Annotated in this window: 16 protein-coding genes; 6 read left to right on the forward strand and 10 right to left on the reverse strand. The window is 61.9% G+C overall.

The genetic code is table 11. The features are described 5' to 3' along the window. The first annotated feature begins 113 nt into the window (after positions 1-113). From JJB74_RS07010 to JJB74_RS07025, 4 genes are all read left to right on the forward strand, one after another. Positions 114-1310, forward strand: coding sequence for an acyl-CoA dehydrogenase family protein (locus JJB74_RS07010; RefSeq protein ID WP_200591099.1), 1197 nt, complete (start codon positions 114-116; stop codon positions 1308-1310). Between the two features lie 10 nt (positions 1311-1320). Next, entirely contained in the window at positions 1321-2448 is a 1128-nt protein-coding gene (locus JJB74_RS07015) for an acyl-CoA dehydrogenase family protein (RefSeq protein ID WP_200591100.1), read from the forward strand. Positions 2449-2470: 22 nt separating this feature from the next. Continuing rightward, the gene (locus tag JJB74_RS07020) at positions 2471-2932 is read left to right on the forward strand and encodes a MaoC family dehydratase (RefSeq protein ID WP_200591101.1); all 462 of its coding nucleotides are present in this window, start codon (positions 2471-2473) and stop codon (positions 2930-2932) included. An 84-nt stretch (positions 2933-3016) separates the two neighbouring features. Further along, positions 3017-3472: a MaoC family dehydratase gene (locus tag JJB74_RS07025; RefSeq protein WP_200591102.1), complete on the forward strand. Its 456-nt coding sequence runs from the start codon at positions 3017-3019 to the stop codon at positions 3470-3472. Positions 3473-3572: 100 nt separating this feature from the next. Here the strand turns inward: JJB74_RS07025 and JJB74_RS07030 are convergent, their stop codons facing one another. Both JJB74_RS07030 and JJB74_RS07035 read right to left on the reverse strand, forming a co-directional pair. Further along, complete coding sequence (locus JJB74_RS07030) at positions 3573-4265, reverse strand: glutathione binding-like protein (RefSeq protein ID WP_200591103.1); 693 nt, start codon at positions 4263-4265, stop codon at positions 3573-3575. A gap of 112 nt (positions 4266-4377) precedes the next feature. Further along, positions 4378-7698 carry a carboxyl transferase domain-containing protein gene (locus JJB74_RS07035; RefSeq protein ID WP_200591384.1) on the reverse strand — a complete coding sequence of 1107 codons (3321 nt, stop codon included), beginning with the start codon at positions 7696-7698 and terminating at the stop codon, positions 4378-4380. 561 nt (positions 7699-8259) lie between these two features. Between JJB74_RS07035 and JJB74_RS07040 the strand changes: the two genes are divergently transcribed. Then, the gene (locus JJB74_RS07040) at positions 8260-9930 is read left to right on the forward strand and encodes a thiamine pyrophosphate-binding protein (RefSeq protein WP_200591104.1); all 1671 of its coding nucleotides are present in this window, start codon (positions 8260-8262) and stop codon (positions 9928-9930) included. A gap of 244 nt (positions 9931-10174) precedes the next feature. Next, positions 10175-10393, forward strand: a complete 219-nt coding sequence (locus JJB74_RS07045; RefSeq protein WP_200591105.1) for a hypothetical protein — start codon at positions 10175-10177, stop codon at positions 10391-10393. A 29-nt stretch (positions 10394-10422) separates the two neighbouring features. Here JJB74_RS07045 and JJB74_RS07050 read toward each other — a convergent pair whose 3' ends face one another. The 8 genes from JJB74_RS07050 to JJB74_RS07085 form a co-directional block, all read right to left on the reverse strand. Next, positions 10423-12249: a hypothetical protein gene (locus JJB74_RS07050; protein WP_200591106.1), complete on the reverse strand. Its 1827-nt coding sequence runs from the start codon at positions 12247-12249 to the stop codon at positions 10423-10425. A 317-nt stretch (positions 12250-12566) separates the two neighbouring features. Next, on the reverse strand, positions 12567-13283 hold the full coding sequence (gene cobA / locus JJB74_RS07055) for a uroporphyrinogen-III C-methyltransferase (protein WP_200591107.1): 717 nt from the start codon (positions 13281-13283) through the stop codon (positions 12567-12569). A gap of 7 nt (positions 13284-13290) precedes the next feature. After that, positions 13291-14616 (reverse strand): sulfate adenylyltransferase subunit 1, encoded by a 1326-nt coding sequence (locus JJB74_RS07060; protein ID WP_200591108.1) that lies wholly within the window; start codon positions 14614-14616, stop codon positions 13291-13293. Next, positions 14616-15551, reverse strand: a complete 936-nt coding sequence (gene cysD / locus JJB74_RS07065; RefSeq protein ID WP_200591109.1) for a sulfate adenylyltransferase subunit CysD — start codon at positions 15549-15551, stop codon at positions 14616-14618. Before cysD ends, JJB74_RS07060 begins: the two co-directional genes overlap by 1 nt. A 46-nt stretch (positions 15552-15597) precedes the next feature. Beyond that, positions 15598-16311, reverse strand: coding sequence for a phosphoadenylyl-sulfate reductase (locus JJB74_RS07070; RefSeq protein WP_200591110.1), 714 nt, complete (start codon positions 16309-16311; stop codon positions 15598-15600). Continuing rightward, entirely contained in the window at positions 16308-16835 is a 528-nt protein-coding gene (locus JJB74_RS07075) for a DUF934 domain-containing protein (protein ID WP_200591111.1), read from the reverse strand. The genes JJB74_RS07070 and JJB74_RS07075 overlap by 4 nt, the downstream gene beginning before the upstream one ends. Beyond that, complete coding sequence (locus JJB74_RS07080) at positions 16828-18522, reverse strand: nitrite/sulfite reductase (protein WP_200591112.1); 1695 nt, start codon at positions 18520-18522, stop codon at positions 16828-16830. Before JJB74_RS07080 ends, JJB74_RS07075 begins: the two co-directional genes overlap by 8 nt. 57 nt (positions 18523-18579) lie before the next feature. Further along, positions 18580-19353 (reverse strand): sulfite exporter TauE/SafE family protein, encoded by a 774-nt coding sequence (locus JJB74_RS07085; protein ID WP_200591113.1) that lies wholly within the window; start codon positions 19351-19353, stop codon positions 18580-18582. Positions 19354-19468: the final 115 nt, after the last annotated feature.

The following is a 19468-nucleotide window of genomic DNA, read 5'->3' on the forward strand; positions in this document are numbered from 1 at the left end:
CGCGAATGAATTCGATCAGCGATCCACGAAAACAATGTGATGCGCACCATGCAAACCTCTGTATAATTTTGAACGGTCGTGCTTTTTAGACGCATAACATCAAAGGAGGCAGCATGGATTTGAACTACAGCGCGGAGGACACCGCCTTCCGCGACGAGGTCAGGGCCTTTCTCGAGGCGAATCTTCCGAAGGATCTGCAGCACAAGGTGCTCAATCACAAGCGTCTTTCCAAGGACGACTACGTGCGCTGGCATAAGATCGTCGCCAAGCAGGGCTGGGTCGGCACCGGCTGGCCGGTCGAATACGGCGGCACCGGCTGGAATGCGGCGCAGCGCCACATCTGGGAAGAGGAATGCGCGCGTGCCGGCACACCGCCTATCCTGCCTTTCGGCGTCAACATGGTGGCGCCGGTGATCATGGCGTTCGGCAATGAAGCGCAGAAGCGCCATTACCTGCCGCGTATCCTGAATTGCGACGACTGGTGGTGCCAGGGCTATTCCGAGCCGGGCTCGGGTTCGGACCTGGCGTCGCTGAAGACCCGCGCCGAGCGCCAGGGCGACCACTACGTCGTCAACGGCCAGAAAACCTGGACCACGCTCGGCCAGCATGCCGACATGATCTTCTGCCTGGTGCGCACCGATCCGGGCGCGCGCAAGCAGGAAGGCATCTCTTTCCTGCTGATCGACATGAAGACGCCCGGCATCACGGTGCGACCGATCATCATGCTCGATGAAGAACATGAAGTGAACGAGGTGTTCTTCGATAACGTGAAGGTCCCGGTCGAGAATCTGATCGGCGAAGAGAACAAGGGCTGGACTTACGCCAAATACCTGCTCGGCCACGAGCGCACCAACATCGCCGCGGTCGGCCGCGCCAAGCGCGAGCTGCAGTTCCTGAAGCGCATCGCGGGCGAGCACATGAAGAACGGCAAGCCCATCATCGAGGACCCGGTGTTCGCCTCCAAGGTGGCTGCGCTGGAAATCGACATCATGGCGCTGGAAGTGACCGTGCTGAAGGTGATCTCTGAAGACAGCAAGCGCCGCGGCCCGGGCCCGGAAGCCTCGATGCTGAAGGTCAAGGGCACCGAGATCCAGCAGATGCTGACCGAGCTGATGGTGGAAGCCGTCGGCCCCTACAGCCTGCCTTTCGACAAGAACTACCTCGAAGGTCATGCCGAGCACAGCATCGCCGGCGACGACGATGCGGCGCCGCTTGCGCCTTACTACTTCAACTTCCGCAAGACCTCGATCTACGGCGGTTCGAACGAAATCCAGAAAAACATCATTTCCCAGATGATCCTGGGGCTGTGAGGAGACGCGCATGGACTTTGAATTCACCCAGGAACAGCAGCAGTTCGCCGACGCGCTGCGGCGCTGGATCGACAAGGATTATTCCTTCGAGACGCGCAAGAAGATCATGCATTCCGAGACCGGCGTTTCCGCCGAAGCCTGGAACACGCTGGTCGAGCTCGGCATGACAGCGTTGCCGGTGCCGGAAGAGCAGGGCGGCTTCAACGGCAGCGCGGTGGACATGCTGCTGGTGATGAAGGAACTGGGCCGCGGCCTCCTGATCGAGCCGTATCTGGCTACCGTCACCGGTGCGCATTTCCTGAAGCTTGCCGGCGGCCAGGAAAGCCTGCTCGAACAAGTCGCTGGCGGCGAATTGAAGCTGGCCTGCGCGCTCGGTGAAAAGCAGTCGCGCTACGACCTGTTCGACATCGCCACCCGCGCATCCAGGGACGGCAGCGGCTATTCGCTCAGCGGCGCCAAGTGCGTGGTGATCCACGGCGGCCAGGCTGACAGGCTGATCGTCTCGGCCCGCACCGGCGGCGGCCAGCGCGATACCGACGGCATCTCGCTGTTCGTCGTCGATGCGAATGCTGGAGGCGTAGAGCGCCGGGATTACCGCACCATCGACGGTCAGCGCGCGGCGGACATCGTCTTCTCGAATGCGCCGGCGCAATTGCTCGGCACGGAAGGCCAGGGCTGGGATGTGCTGGACGCCGGCGCCGACTATGCCGCTACGCTCTTGTGCGCCGAAGCGGTCGGCATCATGGAAGCGCTGAACGCGGCCACGCTGGAATACCTGAAGACGCGCCAGCAGTTCGGCGTGCCGATCGGCAAATTTCAGGCGCTGCAGCACCGGATGGCGGAAATGTTCATGCAGTACCAGCAGGCCAGTTCGCTGGCGACGCTGGCTGCGGTGAAGGTTTCGTCGGATGACGTCATCGAGCGCCGGCGCACGGTGTCGGCAGCCAAGGCGCGCGTTGGCCAGTCCGGCCGCTACGTCGGCCAGCAGGCGGTGCAGCTCCACGGCGGAATGGGCGTGACCGACGAACTCGCGGCGGCGCACCTGTTCAAGCGCCTGGCCATGATCGAGCAGACGCTGGGCGATGTGGACTATCACCTTGCGCGCTTCGCGTCCCAGCCGGGCTTCGCGACTTCCTGAAACCCGACAAGACGGAGACACGATGGCGCAGATCGAATGGTATTTCGAGGACTTCGAACCGGGACGAACCATTGAAGTCGGTTCGCGCACCCTGAACGAGGAAGAGATCCTGGCCTTCGCCAGCCAGTTCGACCCGCAGCCCTTCCACGTGGACAAGGATGCGGCGGCGGGGTCGATCTACGGCGGCATCATCGCCAGCGGCTGGCATACCTGCGCGCTGATGATGCGCATGATGGTGGACGGCTTTCTTTCCACCGCTGCCAGCCTGGGCTCGCCGGGTGTGGATGAGATCCGCTGGATGCGGCCGGTGCGTCCGGGCGACACCTTGAGCGTCAGCTCCACGGTGCTCGATGCCAGGGAATCCAGCAGCAAGCCGGATCGCGGCGTGGTGCACACCATGTGGCAAGCGAAGAACCAGCACGGCGAAACCGTGGCCACCGTCAAGGGCATGGGCATGTTCCTGAAGCGGCCGGTCGAGGCCTGAGTCCGAACTTAAAGCAGACCCGGCGCGCGTCGCAGTGGCAATGTCGCTGCGACGCGCGCATACACATCAATGAACGGAGACAGCATGCGTGAAATCGCGAACCTCGCCGAGCTGAAGGCGCTGGTGGGGCAGGAAGTGGCGGTATCGGACTGGACCACGATCACCCAGGAGCAGGTCAACCAGTTCGCCGAAGCGACCGGCGACCATCAATGGATCCACGTCGATCCCGAGCGCAGCCGGCGCGAGTCGCCCTTCGGCGCTCCGGTCGCGCATGGCTTCCTGACGCTGTCGCTGCTGCCGATGATGATGGCCAGCGCGATCCGCATGAGCGACGTGAAGATGGGCGTGAACTACGGTTTGAACAAAGTGCGCTTTCCGGCGCCGGTGCCGGTAGGCAGCCGCGTGCGCGCGCGCTGCAAGCTGCTGACGGTAGAAGATATCGAAGGCGGCGCGCAGCTGACCTGGCAGGTGACGATGGAGCGCGAGGGCAGCGACAAGCCGGTGTGCGTGGCGGAGTCGATTGCGCGTCGGTACACCTGAGTCTTTGCGAACGTCGCAATTGACGTAGGGCCTGCTCCGCCCACGCCGTCTCCGGTTCATCAATGAGACGCGTGGGTGGAGCAGGCCCTACCCATTTCCTTTACCGCTTCGCGTACTGCGTCGCGCCGAACAGCATCTCGCGCGACTTGTCATCAGTGATGGGCTTGCGTCTATCCGCCAGCACCTGCACACCGCGCTGCACTGCCGGCCGCGCTTCGATCGCCTCGAACCAGCGCTTCAGTTCCGGGAATTCATTGATGTCCACGCCCTGGTTCTGCCAGCTGCGCAGCCACGGCCAGGTCGCGATGTCGGCAATGGTGTATTCGCTGCCGGCCAGATAGCCTTCCTTCGCCACCTGCCGATCGATCACGCCATACAAACGCTTCGCTTCATTCGTATAACGATCGATGCCGTACTGGACCTTCTCCGGCGCATACATGCGGAAGTGATGCGCCTGGCCCAGCATCGGGCCGACGCCGCCCATCTGGAACATCAGCCATTGCAGCGTATTGAAGCGCTCGCGGTCGGTATTACCGAGGAACTGACCAGTCTTGCCGGCCAGGTAGACAAGGATCGCGCCGGACTCGAACATCGAGATCGGCTTGCCGTCGGGACCGTCGGCGTCAACGATGGCGGGCATCTTGTTGTTCGGAGAAATGGCCAGGAACTCGGGCTTGAACTGGTCGCCGGCGCCGATGTCGATGGCATGCACCTGATAGGGCAGGCCGGTTTCCTCCAGCATGATGTGAACCTTGTGGCCGTTGGGCGTGGGCCAGGAATAGACGTCGATCATGTTTCCTCTTGTTGGGTATCTGCTTGTATTGTCGGGGTGAAGGCTTGCAAAAGCGCTGCAGATTATGCAGCGCTTCGCGAAGCTTTGCAGCGAGCAGCTTGGGCAGGCATGCTCACCAGGTATCAATGAAACCGCGCTTCTTGCCTTCGCGCGGTGCCGGCTTGGGCACTGACTTCAGCCCGCGCAGTATCCAGCCGCGGGTCTCGGCAGGATCGATCACATCGTCGATCTCGAGATACGAGGCCATGTTGATCGCCTTGCCGGTCTCGTAAGCCTTGTCCACCATGATGCGGAATTGCCGTTCACGTTCATCCGGATCAGCGATGGCCTCGAGCTCCTTGCGATAGCCAAGCCGGATCGAGCCTTCGATGCCCATTGCGCCGAACTCCGCGCTGGGCCAGGCGATGGTAAAGAAGGGCGCGCCAAAGCTGCCGGCGGCCATCGATTGCGCGCCCAGGCCATAGCCCTTGCGCAGCACGACGGTGTAGAAGGGTACGGTCACGCTTGCGGCAGTGACGAACATGCGCGACACATGCCGCACCATGCCCGTGGCTTCGGCCTGTGGCCCGACCATGAAGCCGGGCGTGTCGCATAGCGAGACGATCGGCAGATCGAAGGCGTCGCACAACTGCATGAAGCGGGCCGCCTTGTCGGCCGCATCGGCATCGATGGCGCCGCCGAGATGCGCCGGATTATTGGCAATCAGCCCGAGCGGCCGGCCTTCGATGCGCACCAGCGCGGTGAGGATGCCCACGCCGAATTCACGGCGCAATTCCAGCACCGATCCGGCATCGGCAAGCAGTTCCATCACACGGCGCATGTCATAGACGCGCGAGCGGTTTTCCGGCACCGCATGGCGCAGCAGGCGCTGGTCGGCGCACTGCCAATCCGCGATCGGGCCCTGGAAATAGGACAGGTATTGCTTCGCCACCCGCACCGCTTCGGCTTCATCGGCGACGACGATATCGATGACGCCGTTCGGGCTCTGCATGGCCACCGGCCCGACTTCCTCGGGCGCATACACGCCCAGGCCACCGCCTTCAATCATCGCCGGGCCGCCCATGCCGATGGTGGCGTTATTCGTGGCGATGATCACGTCGCTGCAGCCGAGGAAGGCGGCATTGCCAGCGAAGCAGCGGCCAGAGACGATGCCGATACGCGGCACAAGGCCGGACAGCCGCGCATAGGCGGCAAACGAGGTGCAGTCCAGCCCGGCGACCAGCAAGGCATCGGTGTCGCCCGGCCGGCCGCCGCCGCCTTCGGTGAAGAAGATCACCGGCAGCCGCCATTGTTCGGCCAGGCGCAGCATGCGGTCGGTCTTCTTGTGGTTCATCATGCCCTGCGTGCCGGCCATCACCGTGTAGTCGTAGGCCAGCACCATGCAGCGCGCGCGCTCCTCATCGAACAGGTCGCCATTGACGCTGGCGATACCGGAGACGAGGCCGTCGGCCGGGCTGATGCGGAGCAGCTCATCCATCGGTCGCCGCCGGCGCTGCGCCGCAAGCGCCAGCGCGCCGTATTCGTGCAATGAGTCGGCGTCGCACAGGTCAGCGAGGTTCTCCCGTGCGGTGCGCTGGCCGGTCTTGCGGCGTCTTGCGACCGCATCCGGCCGCGCCGCATCCAGGCCGATGGCATGACGTTCGAGTGCTTCGCGCAGGTCGGTGCGGATCGCATCGGGATCGGCTTCCTCTTCCACCAGCGCGTCCACGCTGTCCTGCTGCGCCGGTTCGACATGGCACAGCGCATCGCCAGCGCTCAGCATGTCGCCGATGCCGGCAGCGAGCAGACGCACGATGCCGCCAAATGCCGCGTGCACCAGGTGCTCCATTTTCATCGCTTCCAGCACGGCGACTTGCTGGCCGGGACGCATCACATCGCCTACGTTGACATCGATGCTGACGACACGCCCCGGCATGGTCGCAACGACCGGCGTCGTATGCGGCGGTACATGTTGAGCGCCATGCGTTTGCGCTGCGCCATGCTGCTGTGCGGCTTGCGCCGCCGCGTATGGCAGGGCTGTTTGCGGAAGCGACCTACGCGCTTCAGCCATGGCAGCCACGAGCTCCCTGCCATGACGCTCGATGAAGCGCGTATCGATGCGACCCGCTGCGGCTTCCGGATGGCGTAGCAGCGCGCGCAGAAAATCGAGGTTGCTGTCCACGCCATCGAGCCGGAATTCATCCAGCGCGGCTACGGCGCGTGCCCAGGCATCGTCAAGGCGCGGGCCGCTGGCGACGACCTTGGCCAGCAGCGAGTCGAATCCCGGGTGGATGGTATAGCCGGTGTAGCCATAGCCATCGACGCGTACTCCAGGCCCACCCGGCACTTCATAGGTCGCGATCGTGCCTGCGGCCGGCATGGCTTGGCCATCCGGCGTCATCGATTCGACGTTGACGCGGCATTGGATGGCATAAGCTTTCGGCGTGGCAATCGCTTCCTGCGTCAGACCGAGCTCGTCCAGCGTGGCGCCGCCGGCGATAGCCAGTTGCGCGCGCACCAGGTCGATGCCTGTAACTTCTTCGGTCACCGTATGTTCGACCTGCAGCCGCGGATTGGCTTCAATGAACGCATAGGCGCCGCGCTCGCCGCCGTGGAGATCGACCAGGAATTCAAGGGTGGCAAGGCTGGCGTAGCGCGTGGCGCAGGCCATTGCGATGGCGTCGGCGATGATGCGGTCGCGAAGCGCGGGTGCGAGCCAGGGACTGGGCGCAATCTCCACCAGCTTCTGATTGCGCCGCTGCAGCGTGCATTCCCGCTCCCACAGATGCGATACGCCGCCCTGGCCATCGGCGATGATCTGCACTTCGATATGGCGTGCCATGGACATCAGGCGCTCCACATACAGCGCGCCATTGCCGAAGGCAGCCAGCGCTTCCGACTCGCAGCGGCGCCAGGCCTCGTCAAGATCGCGCCCATCCAGCACCGCGCGCATGCCGCGCCCACCACCGCCAGCGACGGCCTTGATCATGATGGCGGCATCCGGTCCCTGACTTGCCATGAAGGCGCGCGCTTCTTCCAGCGTGACGCGTCCGGTGCCAGGAATCACCGGCACATCGAGCCGCTGCGCCAGCGCACGCGCCTGGGCCTTGTCGCCGAACAGTCCCAACAGTTCCGGCGACGGGCCGACGAAGAGGATGCCGGCTTCGGCGCAGCGACGCGCGAACTCGGCATTCTCAGCGAGGAAGCCATAGCCCGGATGAATCGCATCGCAGCCTGCGGCGCGCGCGGCCGCCAGCATGGCATCGATATCGAGGTAGGCGCGCACGCCGTTGCCAGGCAGCGCATGCGCTGCATCGGCGCGGCGTACATGCAGGGACTGCGCATCATCCTGCGCATAGACCGCAACGCTCTTGATGCTGAGCGAAGAGGCGGCGCGCGCGATGCGGATCGCGATTTCGCCGCGGTTGGCGATCAGCAGGCGCGAGAGGCTCATGCGCGTGGCTCCATCGCGATTGGGGATTGTGATTTCGAGGGAAACGAAGAAGGGCGCTTCGCGGCCTTGCTGCGCGAGGTCTGGGTCATGCATGTCTCCTGGGTCTTGTTCTGAGGCGCGCTGCGTGCGGTGTGGTACTGGACATGCCGCGCGCAAGCCCGATTCTAACCATCATCACGGACAGAGCTGGTGATTCAGGGCATAACAGTTTGCTTCGGCCCCGCTTGTGACCGGCCGGAGATGATGTTGAGGGAGTCCACCCGCTCGCCCAATCTGGCGCGTCGGGAGCGACTGAGATGCCCGTAGGGTGGGCGCAGTCCACGCGCGGGGTGAATGGCCGCGTGGGCGGAGCAGGCCCTACGGCCGGGGCTTGGCATGGCTACCGCTTGCTGCTCATGAACGCTCGTACCATGCGAGGCCCATACCGCTCGAAACGCATGGTATGAAGCCGTGCAATCCGGCGAGGCCGAATCCGTTCTACCATGTCGGACCTCTTCAACTTTCGCAGCCGCCACCGGCGTCGTCCGATCAGCATGGCGCTGCATAGCCCGCTACCTGTCCATGAACGAGCCAAACCAAGCATCCAAGGCTTCCCGCAGCGCCGGCCGCGCTCTGGTCGAAACGCTGCATTTGCACGGCGTAGACCGTATCTTCTGCGTGCCCGGCGAAAGCTATCTCGAAGTGCTCGATGCGCTGGTCGATTATGCCGATATCGATGTCGTGGTCGCCAAGCATGAAGGTGCGGCCGCGAACATGGCGGAAGCCGACGGCAAGTTGACCGGCCGGCCCGGCATCTGTTTCGTCACTCGTGGACCGGGCGCAACCCATGCCAGTATCGGCGTGCACATTGCCGCGCAGGACTCGACGCCGATGATTCTGTTCATCGGCCAGATCGCACGGGGCGACCGCGGCCGCGAAGCCTTTCAGGAAATCGATTACGAGCGCATGTTTGGAGGCATCGCGAAATGGGTCTTCGAGATCGATGATGCGAATCGCATTCCGGAGCTTGTGGCGCGGGCATTTCATTGCGCCACTTCCGGGCGGCCGGGGCCGGTGGTGCTGTCGCTGCCGGAGGACATGCTGACCGAGGCTTGCAGCGCGCCTGTTGGAGGTCGGTATCTTCCATCATTGCCTTCACCCTCCGCCACGGACGCGCAAGCCCTGCGGGCGATGCTGCTGGCGGCGCAGCGGCCACTCGTCATTGTTGGCGGCGCGATCTGGAGCGATGCCGCCTGTGCCGACTTCGCCGGGTTCATTGAAGCGTGGGACTTGCCTGTGGCCTGCGCTTTCCGTCGCCAGCATTTGTTTGACAACCGGCGGGAACAGTACATCGGCCACCTGAGCCTGGGTGTGAATCCAAAGTTGGCGCAACGGCTTCGTGATGCAGACCTGGTGCTCGCCATCGGTACCCGTCTCGGCGATGTGACGACGGATGGCTACACCCATCTGACGCCGCCGCGCAGCGCGCAGCGACTGATTCATATCCATGCGGATGCGAATGAGCTGGGGCGGGTGTATCAGCCTGACCTCGGCATCGTCGCCGCACCGGAAGGCGCCGCTGCCATGCTGCGCGGCCTTGCCGCGCCCGATACCCTCCACTGGCGCGACTGGACGCGCGCTGCGCGCCGCGAGCATCAAGACTTCGTCGCTGTCCCATCTCGGCATGCGCAGCATGAAGGCGTGCACATGGCGGCGGTGATGAGTCATCTAAATCATGTTCTGCCGGAGAATGCCATCGTCAGCAATGGCGCCGGCAACTATGCGGTGTGGGTGCACCAGTTCTACCAGTACCGCAAGCCGCGCACGCAGCTCGCGCCGACCTGCGGCGCGATGGGCTATGGCTTTCCGGCGGCCATCGCGGCGAAGCTGCGTGTGCCCGAGCGTACGGTGGTGTGCTTCGCCGGCGACGGCTGCTTCCTGATGTATCCGCAGGAATTGGCCACGGCAATGCAGTTCGGTGCGGCGATCGTCGTCATCGTCGTCAACAACGGCATGTACGGCACGATACGCATGCACCAGGAGCGACGCTTTCCGGGGCGCGTCAGTGCGACGGCGATCCGCAATCCGGATTTTGTGACCTTGGCGCAGGCCTTTGGCGCGCATGCGGAGCGGGTGGATGCGGATGAAGACTTTCCCGAGGCCTTCGAGCGGGCATGCGGGGCCGGGCGGCCGGCGCTGATCGAGCTCCGAGTGGATACGCAGCAGATTACGCCGCGCATGCGGATTGATTGAAGGTGCGAAAAGCCGACTCCACTCGCTGTTGTTGCAAATATATCGGGCTATGCCGACATCCCTTGATCTACCGGTTTGGGCTTATACGTTTCCTCAATTGGAGGAAGTCACAGAAAGGTCCTGAAGATTGGGCAAGACGGGATCTGTGAGCAAGGGATGGCCTCGGGTAGCCGAAGCAGCCGCACGTTATGCCGCCATGCCACAGGAGCGAGTTTGCGTCCCCCTTCTTTAAAGAAGGAGCGTCATGCTCGGAAGCGTTGGGCCAACTCGTCAGAAAGGGCGCCGCCAGGGGAAAGCTGACGCTGTCGAAGCAATTCGTTCCGGCCTTCCGGCCGCCTTGCTGAAATCGGCCAGCCGCCATTTCAGCATCACCGATGCGTGCATGCAGGGCATCGTCCGCGTGCCTACATTGACGGCCACGGGGATGTTCAAAGCGAGCACCAAGTTTCGCCAATTGTATTGATGCCTCCGCTTTGCTCGATGACGCACCTTTTACTTGATCGCACTACCAGAAACGGGATTGCTAATTTCGGGGGTACGGATTTTCCTTTTTTTGCGCAGCTTTCTGGGAGAGTTCTGTACGTCCTTTTTGTCCGAGCCTAACTCACTCAACTCTGCCGGAGGGTACGCATGATCTCCATCGGCGGCAGATATCACTCCGCTTGTTACGTCGCTTTTTCCGTCGTCTTCGCTTGGATTGGGTTGGCTGGTTTGGAAAAAACTCTGCATCGCGGTACCAAATCTGTTCGTTAAAGTTTTCGCCGCAGCCACTCCTTCGTCGGTAAAAGTTTCGACTGCTTTTTTCGCTTCTAGCAGCGCTACTTCGCCTTTTTCATTGAGCTCCTTAACTGCGGATTCCACTTTTTCCTGTACTGCTGCCCCTTGCTTAGATAAGTCATTGAGTGCGGCTTCCGCTTTTTCCTGTGCTACTGTTTTTTGCGTAGATAAGTGATCAAGCGTGGCTTCTAAATTCGTTCCGACTAATTTGGGGACGTTGAGTGCATCGTCGATGGCCAACTTCGCCTTTTTCACAGCCGCATCTTTTTCTTTGTCTAAATAGGTAACTGCGGTTCCAATGTATTCAACTGTGGCTTCGATGTTTTCGACCAGTCCACTTACTCCGTTCTTCAGATCATGGAGCGCTTCATCAAGACCCGTTCTTTTTTCATCAATGTGCTTTTCTTCTGGTTCTTTTGTATCTCTGACTTCAGTTTCCACGTTTTGATCGGGTTTACTTTTCTGTGCGGCATCGTTTGATTTCGTATTGGGTGCATTTTGTAACTTGATTCTTTCAACCAAATTGTAGAATTCCTCGGTGCTGGATAATCCATGTGCACCCGTTCGTTCATTAAATTCGGCAGAAAAATAGCGGTTTCGATCGGCGATAACAAGTGCAATGATGTTCCAGTTTTTCAAGGACGGCGTCGAATTCACAAAGGACCGAAACTCTGGATTTTCATTGCTATATCGTTTCCATTGATCGCAATAATCAAGAATCAGCGCTTTATCGATGTTTTGAGGGGGTGTGCCAGATTTAATGCTCTCTACGAATTTTTCGAATGCGCTGCTGCCTGCAGGAGGCATGAAATCCTTGTTTAGTCTCGCTTTCGCATTATCTAATGGGGCTTTCGTGCGTTGTGCTCCGCTTGACTGCTTCGCAGATGCATCCGTGAAAAAGGCGAATTGAATTGAGCCTCTAATATAGGAAAATGGCTCGAACGGGTCGGACTCGACAGCGGCCAGTGCCTCGGCAGCCGCTGCAGTTTTTCGGTAATTCGTTAGTCGAACGGCAAAGTCATTCGCGGAAATGCCACTTAGCGTGTCGGCGCCTTGTTTCACCGATGGCACGGGTGCCGCTACAGTCTGGATCGCATTTCCCGGCTGCCGAAGACGCGATTCAATTGCTAAAAGGACAATCGCCGCCAAAGCTCTGTCCTTGCTATAGAAGAAATGATCAAGCAATTCGGAAGCCCAATTGCTTGCCCTGGATTTGGTATAGAGCACGATGGTCGAGCGCTCAGACTTCCCAGTTTCGTCTTTGCTTTTTACTACTCTGGCATGAACTATCGCGTCCGGCTTGCTTTGTTTTACTTTGGCAATCCAGTTTTCGGCATTGCTTAGCTGTTTCCGGAATGTTTCCACACATTTTTTCTGATCATTTCCAACTTGCTCAAGTTTGGCCGCCATATTTGCAATGGAGTCTTTCACGTCCAATTTCGCATTTGGCTTCAAGTAAATCAGCGCTTGAGACTGCAGCACTTCCGTAGTTACTGGCTTCACCCAACATAAAGAGCGGATTTTTTGCAGTGTCAGCGGCATTTTTGCTCCAGCATGATTTTGTTAACTCAAGCTGGGAAACAATGTGACGCCGTGTGTTCCTCTGAAGAGGCACGTGCCGCGCCTGTCGGTTGAGGTGTTTCGGGGCCGCCGGGTTGGATGTTGAAGACGGCATTCCGCGCCGGCGATGCGGGCGGTTCAAGCTACAGCGCCGATATGGAAGGAAGGGCGTGTCGCGGCCCGTACGCGCTTGCAGCCGTGGACGAGGGAAGTGTCGCGCTCATTCCTTCGAACAGAAAACCCGCAAAACGGACATGAGCATCGCGTCCCACCGAAGGCAGCCAACAGCAGCGCAGACTTTACGGCGCAGACACGTGCCTGTGACGCAAAGCTTCGCCCATCATCACCAGCACCGGCCCAGTGCAAGCCGGCAGCCCCAGCGCCATTTGTCGCAGCGTCAACCGCGTCACGCGCTGATTCGCCAGACTCACATTCTCAATAGCCAGCACCGGCGTATCCGCCGGCTTGCCGCGCTGGAGCAGCCGCTTCGCGGTCTCCATTGCCTGCTGCCCGCCCATGTACTGCACCAGGGTGTCGCAGTCGGGCAGGGTGACATGTTCCGGCTCGCCGGGAGCCGTGGCGGAGGTGAAGAAGGCCACGCTGCGGGCGATGCCGCGGCGGGTGAGGGGATGTTTCGCCGCCGCGGCGCCGGCCAGGGCGGCCGTGATGCCGGGGACGATTTCATAGTCGATGCCGGCTTCCTCGAGCGCGCGCAATTCTTCATCGGCGCGGCCGAACAGCATCGGGTCGCCGCCTTTCAGGCGCACGACCTTCGCATACCGCTGCGCGGCATCCACCAGGAGCGCGTTGATGTGCGCTTGCGCGGTGGAGCGCTGCCCCGAACGCTTGCCTACAGAGATCAGCTCGGCCTGCGGGCAGAGCGTGAGCATCTCGGGTGTAACCAGCGCGTCGTACAGCACGGCATCGGCCTCGCCGAGCAGACGCGCACCCCGCAGCGTGATCAGATCGATCGCGCCGGGACCTGCGCCCACCAACCAGACCTTGCCGTGTGCCATCTCGTCCTTAGTCGAGACGAATCATGCCGGCAGCGACCGTCTGGTGCGTCACTTCATCGATCAGGATGAAGGATCCGGTCGAACGGATACGGTCATACCCATCGGCGGCCAGCGGCTGCTGCACATTGATCGCCACGCGCGCGATGCCGTTGAGCGTCACGCTGTCGCCGGCATGGCGCTCTTGCGTATTGATGTCTAGCAGGCTGTCGATCTTCGCGACCTTGGCCGCGACCTGGCGCGTGGTGTGCTTTAGCCAGTACTTGCGACGCATCTCCAGCGGCTCTTCGGATAGCCAGCAGATGTCCGCATTCACCGTCTTCAGCAGCGTCGCCGGCGCCTCTGCCGCCACCAGCATGTCGCCGCGCGAGATGTCGACATACTCGTTCAAGAGCAGCGTCACCGATTGCCCGGCTACGGCCACGTCGAGCGAACCGTCGAAGGTCAGGATCTCCTTCACCGTGGCGCTTTGTCCGCCCGGCTGCACGGTCAGCTTGTCGCCGACATGCACCTTGCCGGCTTCAACGCGACCCATGTAGCCGCGGAAGTCCTTGGCCTGGTGGCCGCCATGGCGCGCAACCAGCTGCACCGGGAAGCGGAACGGGTCGTCATGCGACTCTTCATATACGGAGAGCGACTCCAGCAGCTCGATCAGCGTCGGGCCTTCGTACCAGGGCATCTTCTCGCTCCTGGTCACCACGTTGTCGCCGGCCAGCGCGGACAGCGGAATCGGGCGGATATCCTTCAGGCCCAGCTGCTGCGCGAATTCTTCGTAGGCCGTGATGATGCGGTCGTACACGCTGCGGTCGTAATCGACCAAATCCATCTTGTTGACCGCGACGATCACATGCTCGATCTGCAGCAGATGCGCGATCGTGGAATGGCGCTTGGTCTGGATCAGCAGTTCAGCACGGCCGGCATCGTCGAACTTCACCTTGGACACGTCGACCAGGATGATCACCGCGTCGGCAGTGGAAGCGCCGGTGACCATGTTGCGGGTGTACTGCTCGTGGCCCGGGGTGTCGGCGATGATGAACTTGCGCTTCGGCGTGGCGAAGTAGCGGTAGGCCACGTCGATGGTGATGCCTTGCTCGCGCTCGGCTTCGAGGCCGTCGGTCAGCAGGGAAAGGTCGATGGTGTCGCCGACGGTGCGCTTGTGCTTGGCACGCGAGATCGCATCCATCTGGTCGGCGAAGATGCCCTTGCTGTCGAACAGCAGGCGGCCGATCAGGGTGCTCTTGCCATCGTCGACCGAGCCGGCGGTGATAAAGCGCAGCAGGCCGCGCTCATGTTCCTGCGACGGCGCCTTGGCCTTGATTGTGAGCGGGGCGTTCATCAGAAATATCCTTCCTTCTTGCGTTTTTCCATCGAGGCTTCCGAGGTCTGGTCATCCATGCGGGTGGCGCCGCGCTCGGTGATCTGCGTCACTGCGGTTTCCGCAATGATGGCGTCCACGGTCGCCGCGTCGGAGGCCACCGGGCAGGTGCAGGAGATGTCGCCCACGGTGCGGAAACGCACGACGCGGGTTTCGACCTGCTCGCCTTCGCGCGGCGGCGTCAGATCGGTCAGCGGCACCAGCAGGCCGTTGCGCGGAATGACCTCGCGCTCATGCGCAAAGTAAATCGACGGCAGTTCCAGCTTTTCGCGGGCGATGTATTGCCATACGTCGAGCTCGGTCCAGTTCGAGATCGGGAACACGCGCATGTTCTCGCCCGCATGCACGCGGGTGTTGTACAGGTCCCAGAGTTCCGGGCGCTGCGCCTTCGGATTCCACTGACCGAATTCATCGCGGAAGGAAAAGATGCGCTCCTTGGCGCGGGCCTTTTCCTCGTCGCGGCGCGCGCCGCCGATGCAGGCGTCGAACTTGTGTTCCGCGATCGTCTCCAAGAGCGTCACGGCCTGCGCCGCATTGCGCGAATCGGTCTGCGGATTGCGCAGGCGCACGGTGCCACGCTTGATCGAGTCTTCCACCGAGCCGACGATCAGGCGCTCGCCGAGTTCGGCCACGCGCTTGTCGCGGAAGGAAATCACTTCCGGGAAGTTGTGGCCGGTGTCGATGTGCACCAGCGGAAACGGGAACGCGCCCGGGCGGAACGCCTTCTCGGCGATGCGCAGCAACACCACCGAGTCCTTGCCGCCCGAGAAGAGCAGGGCCGGGTTGCTGCACTCGGCGGCGACCTCGCGCATGATGTGGATGGCTTCGGATTCGAGCCAGTCCAGGTGGCGGTTCGCCGCCGCGTCCGGAAGGAATTGTTCGACTGCTGTGTTCATGATCTGGATACCAGTTCTGTCTTGAATGCTTGGGGAATCGTGGGAATCAGGCGGTCTGCTTGATGCGCACCAGCTTGCCGTCGACGACATGCAGGCCGCATTCCTTGGATTCCGGGTTTTCCCACCACCAGCGGCCGGCGCGCACGTCCTCGCCCGGCTGGATTGCGCGGGTGCAGGGCTCGCAGCCGATCGACGGATAGCCTCGGTCATGCAGCGGGTTGTACGGCACGTTATTGGCGCGGATGTAGTTCCACACGTCTTCCTCGGACCAGTCGGCCAGCGGATTGAACTTGACCATGCCGTGCGCCGGATCGTCTTCCTGCACCGCGAGTTCAGCGCGGGTAGTGGACTGGCTGCGGCGCTGGCCGGTGATCCAGGCGCGCTTGCCGGCAAGCGCGCGGTTCAGCGGCTCGACCTTGCGGATACGGCAGCACTCCTTGCGCATCTCGACGCTGTCGTAGAAGGCGTTCAGTCCGTTCTGCGCGACATAGGCATCCACGGCGGCGGTCTCGGGACGATAAGCCTCGATCTCGTAGCCATAGATTTCGCGGACCTTGGCTATCATGCCCACGGTTTCCTTGTGCAGCCGGCCGGTCTCGAGCGTGAAGATCGCGATTGGCAGCTTCGCGCGCAGGATCAGGTCGGTCAGCACCATGTCTTCGGCGGCGAGGCTGGAGGCGAACACTGCCGGCGTAAAGTCGGCGGCAATGCGTTCCAGGATCGCCTTCGTGTCGGTGATGCGAGAGTCGAGAGTGCTCATTGTTCTGCTGCCTGTACAGGACGTTGCGCGCGGCGGAACAGCGGCATCTTCTGGTCCCACGACGCCTGGTAAGCCTCGGAGAAGTCGGTCAGGCCTTTCAGCGCATCCTCGATGCTGCGGTCCTCGCGCGTGGCGAAGGCATTGAAGCCGACGCGCTGCATGTAGAACAGCTGATCGCGCAGCACATCGCCGATAGCGCGCAGCTCGCCGGTGTAGCCGAGGCGGGCGCGCAGGTTGTAGGCGATGGAGTAGCCGCGGCCATCAGCAAATTTCGGAAAGTCCACCGCGATCACCGGCAGCGTTGCCACATCTTCCTTCAGCGCTTCCGGCCGCTCATCGCTGGCCAGCCAGACACCGACATTGCCGCGTGAGAGAAGCGTCTCGCGGCGCGCCTGCCATACGGCCAGCGGCACGATGATCCGGCCTTCGGGCAGCGCGACGCTCTCAGTGGTTTCGCCTTCAGCGAGCTTGATGATTTGCCAGTCGTCGGCAACGATCTGCCGGTCCTTGATGATGTTACGCATACGCGTCTTCTCCGGTGTTGTGACGCTCCTTGATCGGCGTGGCGTACACGTGGTCCTTGAACGGGGCGATACCAATGCGGCGCACGGTGTCGATGAAGCGCTCGTCCTCGATGCGCTCGCGCACATAGACATTCAGGATGCGCTCGATCACGGCCGGCACCTGGTGCGCCGAGAACGACGGGCCGATGATCTTGCCCACCGACGGATCGTTGCCCTGCGCGCCGCCGAGCGAAACCTGGTACCACTCGGCGCCATCCTTGTCCACGCCAAGGATGCCGATGTTACCGATGTGGTGATGGCCGCAGGCATTGATGCAGCCGGAAATGTTCAGGTCGACCTCGCCGATGTCGTGCTGGAAGTCGAGGTTGTCGAAGCGCTCGGCGATGGCTTGCGCGATCGGGATCGATTTCGCATTCGCCAGCGCGCAGAAGTCGCCGCCCGGGCAGCAGATGATGTCGTTGAGCAGACCCACCGTCGGCGACGCCAGGCCATGGGCCTTCGCTTCCTGCCACAAGGCGAAAAGCTCGCTTTGCTTCACGTCGGCCAGCACCAGGTTCTGCTCATGGGTCGAACGCAGTTCGCCGAAGCTGTAGCGGTCGGCCAGGTCGGCGACGAAATCCATCTGCTCGGCCGAGATGTCGCCCGGCGGCACGCCGGTCTTCTTCAGCGACAGCGTGACGATGGCATAGCCGGTCTGCTTGTGCGGTTCGACATTGCGCTTCAACCAGTTGCCGAAGGCGCGGTTCTCTTCGGCCAGCCCGGCCAGCAGCGCGCTGCCGTCTTGAAGCGTTTCATACGCCGGCAGCGCGAAGTAGGCGGCGACACGGTCGAACTCTTCGCGGGTCAGCGTCTCCGGGCCGTCCTTCAGGTCCTGCCATTCTTCCTCGACCTGGCGCGCGAATTCCTCGGCGCCGATTGCTTTCACCAAAATCTTGATGCGGGCCTTGTAGATGTTGTCGCGGCGGCCGTACTGGTTGTAGACCCGCATGATCGCTTCGGTATAGGTGAGCAGATGCTCCCAGGGCAGGAAGTCGCGGATCGTGGAGCCGAGGATGGGCGTGCGGCCCAGGCCGCCGCCGACCATCACCGAGAAGCCGATCTGGCCGTCTTCGCGCTTGATGATCGTGAATGCCAGATCATGCATCGCGGTCGCGGCGCGGTCTTCGGTCGCGCCATTGAAGGCGATCTTGAATTTGCGCGGCAGGTAAGCGAATTCCGGATGGAAAGTCGACCACTGGCGCATGATTTCCGCGAACGGGCGCGGATCGACGATCTCGTCGACGGCCACGCCGCAGTATTCATCGGTGGTGATGTTGCGGATGCAGTTGCCCGAGGTCTGGATCGCATGCATCTCGACCGAGGCCAGATGTTCCAGGATTTCCGGCGTCTCTTCGATGTTGATCCAGTTGTACTGGATGTTCTGACGCGTGGTGAAGTGGCCGTAGCCGCGGTCGTACTTGCGCGCGATGTGGGCAAACATGCGCATCTGGCGCGAAGCGAGCAGGCCGTAGGGCACCGCCACGCGCAGCATGTAGGCATGGCGCTGCAGGTACAGGCCGTTCTGCAGGCGCAGCGGGCGGAATTCCTCTTCGGCCAGCTCACCGGCCAGGCGACGCCGCACCTGGTCGCGGTATTGCGCGATGCGCTCCTTCACTATCTGGAAGTCGTATTGATCGTAGCGGTACATGGATAGAATCCTTAATCGTTTCCCGTTATGGGCGTCTTGCCAAACTTGTTGGTTTGCTCACAGCACCAGCTTTGCAGCAACCGTCGTCAGCGTCGCGGCCAGCAGCAGGCGCAGCAGTTTTTCCGGCATCGCGCGCGCCGCCAGCGAGCCGAGCGTAATGCCCGGCACCGAGCCGAGCAACAGCATCGCAAGCAACTCCCAATTGATGGAACCGAGCCACCAGTGCCCGAAGGCGGCAATGGCAGTGAGAGGAACGGCGTAGGCGATATCGGTGCCGGCGATTTCCGCCGGCGACAGGCGTGGATACAGCAGAACCAGCAGGGTGGCGCCTATGGCTCCCGCGCCAATGGACGATATTGTAACCAATGCGCCGAGGATCGCACCGCACAGGATCGTAGCGGCTGCCAGCGGGCGTCCATGCAGGTGCCGCTCCGGGTGCTTCGTCAGCCAGTTCTGCATGCGCTTGCGGAACAGGATCGCGACTACCGTCAGCATCACCGAACAGGCGATCGAATAACGGATAAAAAGACCGATTTCATTTTGCAGCGAGCCGAAATACTTGAGCGCGAAGGTCGCGGCGATCGCCGCCGGCAGCGCGCCGATGCACAGCAGCTTGACGATATGCCAATGCACATTGCCGTGATACCGGTGCGCGGCGGTGCCAGCCACCTTGGTGACCGAGGCAAAGGCGAGGTCGGTGCCGACCGCCACCGTCGGGTGGATGCCGAACAGCAAGGCCAGCAGCGGCGTCATCAGCGAACCGCCGCCGACGCCGGTCAGCCCGACCAGAGCGCCAACCGCAAAACCGGAAACCACATAAGTGAAAGTCATATCACCCCGCACGAAAGAGGTCGAAGTGTAATAAACTCGCGCCTCCGACCCAACGACAAAGTGCTCATTTGCTTATATGCATATGCGTAATATGCAAAAGGCGGAAAGGGCCTGA

This window comes from Noviherbaspirillum pedocola, assembly GCF_016632335.1.
GTDB lineage: Bacteria > Pseudomonadota > Gammaproteobacteria > Burkholderiales > Burkholderiaceae_D > Noviherbaspirillum_A > Noviherbaspirillum_A pedocola.